The sequence below is a fragment of the Paragemmobacter kunshanensis genome, assembly GCF_011059185.1.
GTDB classification, from domain to species: Bacteria; Pseudomonadota; Alphaproteobacteria; order Rhodobacterales; family Rhodobacteraceae; genus Paragemmobacter; species Paragemmobacter kunshanensis.
In genome coordinates this window covers 40163-52777 of the sequence record NZ_JAALFE010000011.1, presented here as the reverse complement: position 1 = coordinate 52777, position 12615 = coordinate 40163, and the positions used below count along the sequence as shown (strand labels likewise).

The window sequence follows — 12615 nt, the reverse complement described above, 5'->3', positions numbered from 1 at the left end:
AGAGGAAAAAGGCCGGGTCATCATGACCCGGCCTTCCGCATTTCCGACACTTTGCCGCCCGGATGCGGCCTGAGTCGGCAGATGCCGGGTTAGTGATCGCCCAAAACTTCGGCGACGGCCTGCGAACTGCGGAAGGTTTGGGCGGATGCGGGTGGTTTTGCCTTCCGCACTGCCTGTTCCTGCGGCGGCGATTGCCGCAGCGCGGCGAAGGCGTTCTTCTTTGCCTGCGGGGACGGAACGGACCCGTCAGGAACAGGGATGTGCGGCAGGGGACATGATGTGGAAGTCCGCCCCCGCCGCACGAGGTGCAACCGAAGTTGCCTGTCGAAGATAGTCACCCGCCCCGGGAAAGGGAAGGGTGCCTTCGGCTGGCCTCTGGAAAGAGGAAGATCCATGAACGGATTGAAGGGAATGATGCTGAGTGGCGCGATGGGCATGGCCCTCGCCGGTGCCGCGCTGGCGCAGGAGGAGACGATCAAGGTCGGCGTCCTGCATTCGCTGTCGGGCACGATGGCGATTTCGGAGACGACGCTGAAGGACACGATGCTGATGCTGATCGAAGAGCAGAACGCCAAGGGCGGCCTGCTTGGCAAGCAGCTCGAGGCGGTCGTGGTCGATCCGGCCTCCGACTGGCCGCTCTTTGCGGAAAAGGCGCGCGAATTGCTGACCGTGTCCAATGTGGACGTGATGTTCGGCTGCTGGACCTCCGTTTCGCGCAAATCGGTGCTGCCGGTGATCGAGGAACTGAACGGCCTGCTGTTCTATCCGGTGCAGTATGAGGGCGAGGAATCGTCCAAGAACGTCTTCTACACTGGCGCCGCGCCGAACCAGCAGGCGATCCCGGCGACGGACTACTTCCTCGAGGAACTGGGGGTAGAGAAGTTCGCGCTTCTGGGGACGGACTATGTCTATCCGCGCACCACGAACAACATCCTTGAATCCTACCTCGTCTCCAAGGGCATCGCGAAGGAAGACATCTTCGTGAACTATACGCCCTTCGGCCATTCCGACTGGTCCAAGATCGTGGCCGATGTCGTGGCGCTGGGCGCGGATGGCAAGAAGGTGGGTGTGATCTCCACCATCAACGGCGATGCCAATATCGGCTTCTACAAGGAATTGGCAGCGGCTGGCGTCTCTGCCGATGAAATCCCCGTCGTCGCCTTCTCGGTGGGCGAAGAGGAACTCTCGGGTCTGGATACGTCAAACCTCGTCGGCCATCTGGCGGCCTGGAACTACTTCCAGTCGGCCGATACGCCGGAAAATGCGGCCTTCATCGAAAAGTGGAAGGCCTTCGCCGGGCCCGAGCGCGTGACCAATGACCCGATGGAGGCCCATGTCATCGGCTTCAACATGTGGGTGCAGGCCGTTGAAAAGGCCGGAACCACCGATGTGGATGCGGTACGCGAGGCGATGTATGGGCTGGAAGTGCCGAACCTGACCGGGGGCATCGCCAAGATGCTGCCGAACCACCACCTGACCAAGCCGGTCCTGATCGGCGAGATCCGCGCGGATGGGCAGTTCGACATCATCAGCCAGACCGAACCCGTCCCCGGCGACGCCTGGACCGACTTCCTGCCGGAATCGGCGGTGCTGGAGGCCGATTGGCAGAACCTCGACTGCGGGATGTACAACACCGAGACGAAGACCTGCGTCCAGATCAAGTCGAACTACTGATCCAGTCGCGACATGCGGGGGGCTGGATGATCCGGCCCCCCTTTTCCTTGCCGCAGGGTATCATGCGACATTTCCTTCTTTCCCTTGCCACGGCGCTGCTGCTGGCCTTGCCGGGACTGGCAGAGGCGCAGGGCACCGCTGCCGAAATCCTGAACGAAAACCGCGCTTTGGTGGAAAAGCCGACACGGGCGAAGATCGGGCCGGTGATCGATGCGCTGGCCGCCAGTGGCGACCCTGTCGCCGCCACCGTTCTGGCGGCATGGGCCGAAAAGGGGCTGGGCCTGCGCAAGGCGGATGGCGTCTTCTTCCTGATCGAGGCAAGCGGGCATCAGTGGATCCTGCGTGACCTGACCGGGGCAGATGCCGGGACGGCCCCGAAATCCGACATGGTGGAATTGCGCCCCAATGCAGGGGTGCGCGGCCTGATCGCGACGGCACTCGTCCAGTTCACGCTTTCGGACCCGGACCCGGAGACGCGGGCAGAGGCCTTGACCTCGATCGCACGCGATCCCGAAGAGTCGCATCTTGCGCCCTTGCGCGTGGCCATTCCCGGTGAGACCGACCCTGTTCTGAAGGCTCAGAAGGAACGGCTGGAGCGTCTTCTGACCCTGCGCTTCGACCCTGACAGCGCGGCCCGGGTCGCGGCCATCGAGGGGTTCGGGGCGGACCTTGGCCTTGATCTGCGCGGGGCGCTGAACCCGTTGCTGGCGACGTCGCGCGTGGCCTTTGCGGGCGAACCGTCCGAAGGGGCGAACCTTGCGCGCGACCTCGTGCCGGGTGAGGACCTGACAGAGGTCGAGGCTCATGACCTGCTTGTCGCCGCCGGAATGGCGCCTGCACGGCTGACAGTGGAAGAGGCCCGCGCGGCGCTGGTCGCCAATATCGTGGACGGGGCCGTGGGTGGCGTGCCTGTGGCCGAACTCGGCACGCAGGACGCGCGCGACCGGGCCTATACGGCGCTGGAGGCGGCAGGAACCGTGCCGCCCGCTGCCACGGATTCCGAGGTCGCGGCGGCCATCGCCGCCCATCGCTTTGCCGAAGTCTATGCCGAGCCCGACCCTGCCGTGACCACGGCGGCCAGGGCGGCGCTGGATGCGATCACGATCAAGGTCGGCGCAATGCAGACGGCGGACCTTGCGCTGGATGCCATATCGCTGGCCTCGATCTATTTCCTTGCGGCCATCGGCCTTGCCATCACCTTCGGCGTGATGCGCGTCATCAACATGGCGCATGGCGAATTCATCATGATGGGCGCCTATACGGGCTATGTGGTCCAGCTGTTCATCACGAATTACACATTGTCGATCATCTTGGCGCTGCCCCTGGCCTTTGCCGTGACCTTTGCCGCGGGCGTTGCGATGGAGCGGCTGGTGATCCGCCACCTCTACAAGCGCCCGCTGGAGACGCTCTTGGCGACCTTCGGCATTTCCATCGCATTGCAGCAGATTGCCAAGAACATCTTCGGCACGCAGGCGCGGCCCCTGACGGCGCCGGCTTGGCTCGACGGGGCGCTGACCTTCAACGACGTCGTGTCGATCAGCTATATCCGAATTGCCATCTTCGTGCTGGCGCTGGTGTTCCTTCTGTTCTTCCTCTGGCTGATGAAGAAGACGCGGCTGGGGCTGGAGGTTCGCGCGGTCACGCAGAACCCCTCCATGGCGGCGAGCATGGGGATCAACCCGGACCGCATAAACATGCTGACCTTCGGTCTGGGGTCGGGCATTGCGGGGATCGCCGGGGTGGCCATCGGCCTCTTCGCCAAGGTGACGTCGGAGCTCGGGTCCGACTACATCGTGCAAAGCTTCATGACGGTGGTGGTGGGCGGCGTCGGCAACATCTGGGGGACGCTGGCGGGGGCCGCGCTGATCGGCGTGCTGCAGAAGGGGATCGAATGGCTGAACCCGTCGAACACGCTGGCGGCGCAGACCTACATGATCCTGTTCATCATCCTCTTCATCCAGTTCCGCCCGAGGGGGATCATCGCCCTCAAGGGCCGCGCGGCGGGGGATTGATGGTGATGTCTTACCCTCATTTTCCGTTGTCAAATATCCCACGGGGGTCCGGGGGTGTGAAACCCCCGGTCCCGCAGGCGATGCAATGCGCGAGGCTGACATGACGCGCCAAACCTCCGTCGAGCGTTCCTTCCTTGCCAAGAACCCATCCGTCCTGTGGTTCATCCTGATCCTTGCCCTCTTCACGCTGGGCGTGACGGTGCTGTCCGAAGCCTATGGGGTGGCGTTCCTGTCCACGTCCTTCGTCAAGACGCTGGGCAAGACTTTGTGCCTCTGCCTTGTCGCCCTGGCGATGGACCTGATCTGGGGCTATGCGGGCATCCTGAGCCTTGGCCACATGGCATTCTTTGCCCTTGGCGGCTACATGCTGGGCATGTGGCTGATGTATGCGCGGACCGAGGAGATCGTGGTCGCGGCGCTGGCGCAGGGGGGGCTGCCTGCCACGCCGGAGGAGATAGGGCAGGGGATCGCGGTGCAGATCTTCGGCGTCGTGGGGGCGTCGGAATTGCCGCCGATCTGGGTCTTTGCGCATAGTTTCTGGGCGCAGCTGGCGTTGGTCGTGGCGGTGCCGGGGGTGCTGGCGCTGGTCTTCGGGTGGTTGGCCTTCCGGTCGCGCGTGACGGGGGTGTATCTGTCGATCCTGACGCAGGCGATGACCTTGGCGCTGGCGCTCTATCTGTTCCAGAACGACAGCGGGCTGCGCGGCAACAACGGCTTGTCGGGGTTGCAGAACATGCCGGGGTTGGCGGAGGTGTCGCAGGATCGGGTGTCGGTCTGGTTCTTCTGGGCGTCGGCGCTGGCGCTGGGTCTTGGTTACGTGCTGCTGGCCTGGGTCGTGTCGGGCAAGTTCGGATCGGTGATCCGGGCCATCCGGGATGACGAGCAGCGGGTGCGGTTCCTTGGCTATTCCGTTGAAGGATATAAGCTTTTCGTCTTCACCCTGACGGCGGTGATCGCGGCGATTGCGGGGGCGCTTTACTATCCGCAGGCGGGAATCATCAATCCGGCGGAACTGGCGCCCATCGCGTCGATCTATCTGGCGGTCTGGGTTGCCATCGGCGGGCGCGGGCGGCTGTATGGTGCGGTGATCGGGGCGGCCTTCGTGTCGCTTCTGTCGTCGTGGTTCACCGGGGGGCGGGCGCCTTCAGTGCCCTTGGGCTTCTATACGATCAACTGGGTGGATTGGTGGCTGGTACTCTTGGGCCTGTCCTTCGTGGCGGTGACGCTGTTTGCGCCCAAGGGGATCGGGGGGGTGTTCGACCTGTGGCAGGGGGTGCGCGCGCCGGACCGGAAGGGCGCGGCGCTGGGGCCGGATGACGGGGCGCTGATGGAGAAGGAGGCGAAGGAATGAGCGCGCTTCTGGAAGTGTCGGGCGTGTCGGTGACCTTCGACGGGTTCCGGGCGATCAACAACCTGTCCTTTTCCATCGGCGCGCAGGAGCTTCGTGCGATCATCGGGCCGAACGGGGCGGGCAAGACGACCTTCATGGATATCGTGACCGGCAAGACGCGGCCCGATACCGGCTCCGTCACCTTTGGCGAAAGGTCGGTCTCGCTGCTGTCGCTGTCCGAGGCGCAGATCGCGCGGGCAGGGGTGGGGCGCAAGTTCCAGCGGCCCACGGTGTTCGAGGATCAGACAGTGGCCGAGAACCTGACCATGGCGCTCAAGGCGCATCGCGCGCCGTGGAGGGTGCTGTTCTGGAAGGAAAGGCCCGAAGACCGCACCAGGGTAGAAGCATTGGCACAAGAGGTGGGGCTGGCCGACCACCTGCCGCGCAAGGCGGGGGAGTTGAGCCATGGGCAGAAGCAATGGCTGGAGATCGGGATGCTGCTGGCGCAGGAACCCCGCCTTCTGCTGGTGGATGAACCTGCGGCGGGGATGACGCTGGCAGAGCGGGAACATACGACGGCGCTCTTGGTGGAGATGGCCAAGACCCGCGCGGTGGTGGTGGTGGAGCATGACATGGAATTCGTGCGGCGGCTGAACTGCAAGGTGACGGTGCTGCATGAAGGGGCGGTTCTGGCCGAAGGGTCGCTGGATCACGTCACGAAGAACCAACAGGTGATCGAAGTCTATCTGGGGCGCGGGTGATGATCAGGACCGAGGGGCTGACGCTGCATTACGGCGGGTCGCAGATCCTTCATGGCATCGACATGGAGGCGAAGGCGGGGGAAGTGACCTGCGTGATGGGGACGAACGGGGTGGGCAAGACCTCGCTCCTGAAGGCCTTGGCGGGGACGCATCCGCGGTCGGGGGGACGGGTGTTCCTTGGCGGGGAAGAGGTGCCGAAGGTGCCGCCGCAGGGCATGGCGCAGCGCGGTCTGGCGGTGGTGCCGCAGGGGCGGATGATCTTTCCGCTGCTGACGGTGAAAGAGAACATGGAGACGGCCTTTGCGCTGCTTCCACGCTCCGAACATCGCATCCCCGACGAAATCTACGAGCTGTTCCCGGTGCTGAAGGACATGGGGCATCGGCGGGGGGGCGACCTGTCCGGCGGTCAGCAACAGCAACTGGCGATTGCGCGGGCGATGATCATGCGGCCGCGCGTCCTGCTTCTGGATGAACCGACCGAGGGGATCCAGCCGAACATCATCCAGCAGATCGGGCGGGTGATTTCCTATCTGCGCGGCAAGGGCGACATGGCGATCATCCTGGTCGAGCAGTATTTCGATTTTGCCTATGGGCTGGCGGACCGGTTCTATGTGCTGAAGCGCGGGGCGGTGGCCTTGCAGGGCAGCAAGGCCGATCTGTCTCAGGATGTGCTGCGGGCCACGGTCTCGGTCTGACAATGCGGAAAGGGCCGCCCAGTGGCGGCCCTTCCATCATCGGTCGTGACAAGGTCGGATCAGTTGGTCGCTTCGCCCTCGGCGGGGGCCGCCTCGCCTTCTGCGGCGGCTGGCGCGGCCGAGAAGCTGGCAAGGAAGGCCGCCACATTCGCCGCCTCGGTCGCATTTGTCAGCTTGAACGACATCTTCGACTTGGCCTTGCTGTCGCCCGTCTTTTCCTTCAGGAACTTGGCCGGATCGGCGACATAGGCCACGATATCCTCTTCCGTCCAGGCAAAGCCAGATGCGCCAAGGGCGACGATCGACTCGCCATACTTGAACTCCGGATAGGTGCCCGCTGCACGACCGACGATCCCGTAAAGGTTCGGGCCGGTCTTGGCATTCTTGCCGGCCAGCACTTCGCCCGCTTCATTCGCGACGACGTGGCAGGTCTGGCACTTGTTGAACACCTTGGCGCCCGCTTCGGCGTCGCCGGCTGCAAAAGCGGGGGCAGCGAGGACGGTGGAAAGGACGGCAAGGGCAGTCAGTCTGGTCTTCATGGGATCCTCCCGGTTTCTTGGGCGATACTAAACTGGTTCGGCTTTTCGTTCTGGCAAGACTTCGTGATCAGGATGTGAGGATTTTCGCCTAGGCCACCGCATGCGCCACGGCGCAGCGCTGCCAGAGCGAGGCGAGGGCGGTCACCAGATGGTCGATATCGGCATCGCTATGCAGGGGGCCTGGCGTGATGCGCAGCCGTTCGGTGCCCTTCGGCACGGTGGGATAGTTGATCGGCTGCACATAGATGCCCCAGTCATCCATCAAGATGTTCGACACCATGCGGCACTTGACCGGGTCCCCGATCATCACCGGGATGATGTGGCTGTCATTGGCCATATGGGGGATTCCCGCGCGGTCAAGCCTCGCGCGCAGCTTGGCGACGTTCTGCTTCTGCATCCGGCGCTCCTCGTCCGACTGTTTCAGATGACGGATCGACGCGGCGGCGGCGGCAGCCACGGCCGGGGGCAGGGCGGTTGTGAAGATGAAGCCCGAGGCGAAGCTGCGGACGAAATCGCAAAGCGCGGCGGAGCCGGTGATGTAGCCGCCGACGCAGCCAAAGGCCTTGCCCAAGGTTCCTTCGATCAGGTCGATGCGGTGGGCGAGACCCAGTTCCTCGGTCACGCCGCCGCCATGGGGGCCATACATGCCGACGGCATGGACCTCGTCGATATATGACAGCGCGCCGTGGGCTTCGCAGACCTCGACGATTTCGCGGATGGGGGCGATGTCGCCGTCCATCGAATAAACGCTCTCAAAGGCCACGATCTTGGGCCGGTCGCCCACGGCATGCAGCTTGCGGTCCAGATCGCGCCAGTCGTTGTGTTTCCACAGCACCTTGTCGGCGCGGGAATGGCGGATGCCTTCGATCATCGATGCGTGGTTCTTCTCATCCGACAGGATCACCGCATTGGGGATGCGCGCGCCGAGGGTGGAAAGGGCGGCCCAGTTCGACACATAGCCGGAGGTGAAGAGAAGCGCCGCCTCCTTGCCATGCAACTCGGCCAGTTCCTGTTCCAGCAGCAGGTGGTGGTGGTTGGTGCCGCTGATGTTGCGCGTGCCGCCCGCGCCCGTGCCGCAGGTCTGCACGGCCTCGACCATCGCCTTCACCACGGTTTCGTTCTGGCCCATTCCCAGATAATCGTTGGAACACCAGACGGTGACCTCGCGCACCGCGCCGTCCTTGTGATTGGCGGCCCGGGGAAAGGAACCACAGCGCCGCTCCAGATCGGCGAAGACACGATAGTTGCCCTCCGCCTTCAGCGCGTCGATCTGTTCCTGGAAAATTGCGTCGAAGTCCATGTCGTCACTTCCTCACTGTCAGTGGCTTTTCGGGTCTTGCCGTGCCCGATGCGTTTGCTGGTGTCAGGTCGGCGCGATCGGATGGCATCATCCAGCGCCAGAGCTTCTGGTCGGGAAGGGGCAGGACCATGAACCAATGCTCCAGAAGCGCAAGCAGGGTCAGGGCGGAAAGCAGTGTATAGCCGATGGTCTGTCCCGCATCCGTGGCGGACCAGAGCCGTTCCAGGAAACAGGCCACGGCAAAGGACAGCACGGTGATCGAGACGGGAAAGACAGCGTTCATCGGTGCGATGCGGAAATGGCTGGGCAGATGCGCCAGGGGTTTCGGCAGAAACTCGGTATGGATGCGCGGCACGCCGAAGAACAGGTTCAGCTTGGCCGAAATCCGCGCGAAGAACAGGATCGCAAAGGTCCAGACGCCAAAGCGGTTCTCGGCCCCCTCGCTCATCTGTGCCAGCACGCCAAGCGTGCCCATCAGCGCAAGTTCATGCCAGGCGATGGTGCCGCAGGCGCGCAGGAAGCGCTCCCACAACGGGGCGAAAGGCGGGCAGGGGCGGGTATTCGGCCCTGCGATCACGCCCGAAAGGAAGGCCAGTTCGATCCAGCCCCAGATCGCCAGCGCAGCGACGAAGGCCGCGAAGGCGCCGGTTCCGCTGGCATCGTCAAGGCTGTGGCGCATCACGCCAAAGCCGCCCGCCAGAAGCGGCAGGCCCAGGATGACCGACCACAGATGCGCGTCGCGCCCCTCGCGATCGGCCCGCTTGACACGCCAGATGATGATGCCGGTCGAAAACCACCACAGGAACAGGGCGGCAATGGCGGCCAGCCATGGATTTGTCATGCGCGGCCCCCCCCTTCTGAGGGGGACCGCGCCGGGCGGTGGGACGCGCCCATCCCGCCGCCGCAACCACCGCTTGCGCGGCGATATGCGTGTTCAGGGGTCAAAAGGACGGCTCCAGCCGGACATCTGCCGGGGGCGTCATATGCTTGACCGGGATCAGGTAGAGGCCCGCGAAGGCAAGCGCGGCGCGCAGGGTGGCGGTCTTGTGGCCGATCCAGCCGCCGATACCGCCCTTGCGCTTGGCCGCGTCCATGTCGCGCATGGCCTGGTCCATGCGGCGCAGGCCGGGCAGCCAGCGGGGATGGTCGATATCCAGTTCCACCGGAAAGACCTGCCGCGCGATGATCGAGGTCTTGCGGAACACCTCCTGGTCATACCAGTCGATATCCACGCCCAGAGCGTTGTGGAAATCCACCCGCGCATGGTCGCGCACCCACATGGTGGAATAGACCGCCGTCAGGAAGAACCGGATCCACAGCTTGTTGGCGAAAGACTGCGTCAGCTTTGGGTCGGTGCGCATCAGCAGGGCAAAGGCTTCGCCATGGCTGAACTCGTCATTGCACCATTCCCTGAACCATTTGAAGATCGGGTGAAAGCGCTGTTCGGGGTGCGCCTCGAGGTGGCGGTAGATGGTGATGTAGCGCGCATAGCCGATCTTTTCCGAAAGATAGGTCGCGTAGTAGATGAACTTGGGCCGGAAATAGGTGTATTTCTTCGCCTTGGTCAGGAAGCCCAGGTTCACGGCAACGCCCGCCTCGCGCAGGGCGTCGTTGATGAAACCGGCATGGCGTGCCTCGTCGCGGGCCATGTAGTTGAACAGCTCGCAGATGTCGGCATTGGTGCCACGCCGCTTCATCTCCTTGTACAGCACGCAGCCCGAGAATTCGGCGGTGCAGGACGATACGAGGAAGTCGATGAATTCCGCGCGCAGGGCAGGGTCCATCCCCTGCCAGTCGACAGTATCCCAATCGGCATTCTTCTTGAAATGCCCCCGGTTCGGATCCGACTTCATCTGCGCGATCAGCTTGTCCCATTCCGCGCGGACGGGGGTCACGTCGATGCGATCCATCTCGTCGAAATCGGTGGTGTAGAAGCGCGGGTTGAGAAGCGTGGTCTCGGTCGCCATCGCGGTGGTGTCGAAGGCATCGGCCATCTCGGCGTGCAGCTCGCCATGGGTGGTGTCATGCTGCGGTTGGGCATGGGCGTTCACAGCGTCACCTCTTCGGAGAAGGAGAATTCGCAAAGCTCCATGAAGCCAAGGTCGCCCGTCAGGCGGGTCCATTGGCGCTCAAGCCAGCTTGCGCGGGTGATCGTGGCGGTGCGGTCCTCGATGACGACCTCGCCATAGGCCGCCAGAACGGGCGTGCCATGGACAAGAACCTCATCTCCGGGATGGACCACGGCGCCGTTGTTGAAACGCACATGGGCGTGCAGGCTTTCGAAGCGATGACTCACCTCGACGGTGCAGGGCACCTGTTCCTTTGCTTTGGTGAAAAGTCCCATCTTTCTGGTTCCCTTATTGGTCGAGCAGCCGTTCGAACGCGGCCTTGTTGTCCCCGCCGAAGGCATAAAGCTCGGCGCTCCATCCGGTGGCCGGATCCTCGGCGACGAGGCGACCATTGGCATAGCGGACGATGTTCAGCGGGGGATTGCCTTCGATCCGATGCACCAGACGCTCGCGCGCCATGGCGTTCTGGATCACGGTGATGAACCCGCCATGCGGCAGGTCGGCCAGAAGCGTGCCATCCGGATTGCGAACGGTGACGGCCTGCGCATCAAGGCCCTCAAGGATGATCGCGCGGGAGGAGACCACCTCGGCCGCCTTGGGCTGGCCCACGGTCGGGCGGCCCGAAACCACGGCGGCCGTCGTGATGGCAAGGCTGACCACCGCCAGCGCGAACATCGCGCGCAGCAGGGCTGTCGGGATCATCTCGGTCTTCTGGTTGTGAAGGGCGGGTTGGCGTTGTGTCATGGCCGCTCTCCTCATTCCGCCGCGACGGCATCGGCCAGCGCCGCATCGGCGCGGGTGACGACGGGCATGGCAAGGCGCGCCTCGGCCGCCTCGGCCAGCAGCCGCGCCACGCGTTCCGCATCGGGAATGCAGCGCAGGGCGGGTTCTGTGCGTTTCATCCGCCCGGGCCGCAGATGCGGCCACAGCGCCATGAAGGCAAGCCGCGTCTCGCCCAGCGTTTCCAGCGCGATCGTGCCGGTTCCAGTGGGTTTCAGATCAAGCCGGGCGGTTCCCACCTGCGCGAAGGGGATGTTGTAGGTGACCGACAGGGCGGCACCGATCTTCATCAGCACGCGCGCCGAGGTGACGGTATAGACCGTGGCGCGGGCCTGCGCCCATGCCAGCAGCCAGACCACCGCAACCGCAGCCACGGCCAGCACCAGATAGGGCAGGCCGCGCAGCACCGCCAGGGCAAGGCCCCCGTCGGCAAGGCCCATACCGGCCTTCCACAGCACGATCAGCGCCATGTATCCGGCGATCCAGCGGATCTTGAACGCCTCGCGGGCGAGGGCGTTTGTATCGGGGCGGCCCTGCCAGAGGACCTCTTCCCCTTTGGGGAGTGGCGCGGGGATACCGGGGGCCACGTCGAAGGCGAAATCATCATGGTCTGACATGGTTCAGACCCTTTCAAGCTTGGGGTAAGACGGGGCGGCCCGGGCGCAGGCCGCCCCCCTTTGCGTCAGAAGCCGTGCTTGCGCTTGTCGGCGTCGTACATCCAGCCACCGGCGACGTAGCCCGAGATCTTGTCTTCCTCGAGCTTCGTGACAGTGGTCAGCGACTTGGTCTGCGGAATGCCTGCAAAGCTGTCCGATGCGATGGCGCGAACGCGCACGCGGTCGGGCCAGATGCGGGCCAGGGTCATGGGAACAAGACGCTTGCCGCCTTCGTTCAGCTCGATCTCCAGATAGCGGACAAGCTGCTCAGGGGCGTCGACCCACATGTCGGAAACCCGACCCACGACTTCCAGATCGGCGGCCTGCACGGGCAAGCCACGCGGATCGCGGCCCGCGCTGACGACAAAGCCCTTGGCCTGACCCATGGGCACGATCTTGGCATGGCCGTGGCCATCCAGTTCCGGCTCATCACGGCGCGGCACCCAGGAGGCGGGGCCGACGCCATCGGTCATCGGATTGCCGGTCGGGGCATGCGGAAAGCCCTCGGAAACCGCCGTGCGCGCCAGCGCCAGATCGCTGCGGCGGTGGGCCGCCTCGTTCGCGGTCGAGGGGGCCACGACCTCGCCCTTGCCATGCGGCAGTTTGAAGGTCTTGGGCTTTGGCACCGGGAAGGGGCCCTGGTTCGGGGCGGGCGAGCCGTCCTCCATCTCCAGCGGATAGCCTTCGCGCATGTTCTCGGTCTGCAGATAGTAGATCAGCAGCGCGAAGAAGGCCCAGAAGAGCCAGATCGACAGGCTTGCCAGATCGAAGTTTCCAAAGAAGTTGACACCTACCATGT

At 64.2% G+C, this 12615-nt stretch carries 13 protein-coding genes; 5 read left to right on the top strand and 8 right to left on the bottom strand.

Translation table 11 applies throughout. The annotated features are described in order from the left end of the window. Nucleotides 1-411: 411 nt before the first annotated feature. The 5 genes from urtA (at nt 412) to urtE (ending at nt 6472) form a co-directional block, all read left to right on the top strand. Entirely contained in the window at nt 412-1674 is a 1263-nt protein-coding gene (urtA, locus tag G5V65_RS12295; RefSeq protein WP_241250552.1) for an urea ABC transporter substrate-binding protein, read from the top strand. A 62-nt stretch (nt 1675-1736) separates the two neighbouring features. Further along, nucleotides 1737-3686, top strand: coding sequence for an urea ABC transporter permease subunit UrtB (gene urtB / locus G5V65_RS12290; RefSeq protein WP_165050475.1), 1950 nt, complete (start codon nt 1737-1739; stop codon nt 3684-3686). 100 nt (nt 3687-3786) lie between these two features. Next, a complete protein-coding gene (gene urtC / locus G5V65_RS12285; protein ID WP_165050472.1) occupies nt 3787-5037 on the top strand; it encodes an urea ABC transporter permease subunit UrtC in 1251 nt (416 codons plus the stop codon). After that, the gene (gene urtD, locus G5V65_RS12280; RefSeq protein ID WP_165050470.1) at nt 5034-5777 is read left to right on the top strand and encodes an urea ABC transporter ATP-binding protein UrtD; all 744 of its coding nucleotides are present in this window, start codon (nt 5034-5036) and stop codon (nt 5775-5777) included. Before urtC ends, urtD begins: the two co-directional genes overlap by 4 nt. Continuing rightward, a complete protein-coding gene (urtE, locus tag G5V65_RS12275; RefSeq protein ID WP_165050468.1) occupies nt 5777-6472 on the top strand; it encodes an urea ABC transporter ATP-binding subunit UrtE in 696 nt (231 codons plus the stop codon). The genes urtD and urtE overlap by 1 nt, the downstream gene beginning before the upstream one ends. Before the next feature lie 59 nt (nt 6473-6531). On the opposite strand, the gene G5V65_RS12270 is transcribed toward urtE, so the two are convergent. From G5V65_RS12270 to puhA, 8 genes are all read right to left on the bottom strand, one after another. Then, complete coding sequence (locus G5V65_RS12270) at nt 6532-7011, bottom strand: c-type cytochrome (protein ID WP_165050466.1); 480 nt, start codon at nt 7009-7011, stop codon at nt 6532-6534. Between the two features lie 88 nt (nt 7012-7099). Further along, complete coding sequence (gene hemA / locus G5V65_RS12265; protein ID WP_165050464.1) at nt 7100-8311, bottom strand: 5-aminolevulinate synthase; 1212 nt, start codon at nt 8309-8311, stop codon at nt 7100-7102. A gap of 4 nt (nt 8312-8315) precedes the next feature. Continuing rightward, a complete protein-coding gene (gene puhE, locus G5V65_RS12260) occupies nt 8316-9152 on the bottom strand; it encodes a putative photosynthetic complex assembly protein PuhE (RefSeq protein WP_165050462.1) in 837 nt (278 codons plus the stop codon). A gap of 100 nt (nt 9153-9252) precedes the next feature. After that, a complete protein-coding gene (acsF, locus tag G5V65_RS12255; protein WP_165050682.1) occupies nt 9253-10305 on the bottom strand; it encodes a magnesium-protoporphyrin IX monomethyl ester (oxidative) cyclase in 1053 nt (350 codons plus the stop codon). A 53-nt stretch (nt 10306-10358) separates the two neighbouring features. Next, nucleotides 10359-10655 (bottom strand): hypothetical protein, encoded by a 297-nt coding sequence (locus G5V65_RS12250; RefSeq protein WP_165050460.1) that lies wholly within the window; start codon nt 10653-10655, stop codon nt 10359-10361. A gap of 13 nt (nt 10656-10668) precedes the next feature. Continuing rightward, a complete protein-coding gene (puhC, locus tag G5V65_RS12245) occupies nt 10669-11124 on the bottom strand; it encodes a photosynthetic complex assembly protein PuhC (RefSeq protein WP_165050458.1) in 456 nt (151 codons plus the stop codon). A gap of 11 nt (nt 11125-11135) precedes the next feature. Beyond that, nucleotides 11136-11777: a photosynthetic complex putative assembly protein PuhB gene (puhB, locus tag G5V65_RS12240; protein ID WP_165050456.1), complete on the bottom strand. Its 642-nt coding sequence runs from the start codon at nt 11775-11777 to the stop codon at nt 11136-11138. Between the two features lie 65 nt (nt 11778-11842). Further along, nucleotides 11843-12613, bottom strand: coding sequence for a photosynthetic reaction center subunit H (gene puhA, locus G5V65_RS12235; protein ID WP_165050454.1), 771 nt, complete (start codon nt 12611-12613; stop codon nt 11843-11845). Nucleotides 12614-12615: the final 2 nt, after the last annotated feature.

Excerpts from the sequence above, each read along its gene's own strand:
- urtA (WP_241250552.1), top strand. The coding sequence starts at position 412 with ATGATGCTGAGTGGCGCGATGGGCATGGCCCTCGCCGGTGCCGCGCTG.
- G5V65_RS12250 (WP_165050460.1), bottom strand. The coding sequence starts at position 10,655 with ATGGGACTTTTCACCAAAGCAAAGGAACAGGTGCCCTGCACCGTCGAG.
- puhC (WP_165050458.1), bottom strand. The coding sequence starts at position 11,124 with ATGACACAACGCCAACCCGCCCTTCACAACCAGAAGACCGAGATGATC.
- puhE (WP_165050462.1), bottom strand. The coding sequence starts at position 9,152 with ATGACAAATCCATGGCTGGCCGCCATTGCCGCCCTGTTCCTGTGGTGG.
- hemA (WP_165050464.1), bottom strand. The coding sequence starts at position 8,311 with ATGGACTTCGACGCAATTTTCCAGGAACAGATCGACGCGCTGAAGGCG.
- puhA (WP_165050454.1), bottom strand. The coding sequence starts at position 12,613 with ATGGTAGGTGTCAACTTCTTTGGAAACTTCGATCTGGCAAGCCTGTCG.
- puhB (WP_165050456.1), bottom strand. The coding sequence starts at position 11,777 with ATGTCAGACCATGATGATTTCGCCTTCGACGTGGCCCCCGGTATCCCC.
- urtB (WP_165050475.1), top strand. The coding sequence starts at position 1,737 with ATGCGACATTTCCTTCTTTCCCTTGCCACGGCGCTGCTGCTGGCCTTG.
- urtE (WP_165050468.1), top strand. The coding sequence starts at position 5,777 with ATGATCAGGACCGAGGGGCTGACGCTGCATTACGGCGGGTCGCAGATC.
- acsF (WP_165050682.1), bottom strand. The coding sequence starts at position 10,305 with ATGGCCGATGCCTTCGACACCACCGCGATGGCGACCGAGACCACGCTT.
- urtD (WP_165050470.1), top strand. The coding sequence starts at position 5,034 with ATGAGCGCGCTTCTGGAAGTGTCGGGCGTGTCGGTGACCTTCGACGGG.
- urtC (WP_165050472.1), top strand. The coding sequence starts at position 3,787 with ATGACGCGCCAAACCTCCGTCGAGCGTTCCTTCCTTGCCAAGAACCCA.
- G5V65_RS12270 (WP_165050466.1), bottom strand. The coding sequence starts at position 7,011 with ATGAAGACCAGACTGACTGCCCTTGCCGTCCTTTCCACCGTCCTCGCT.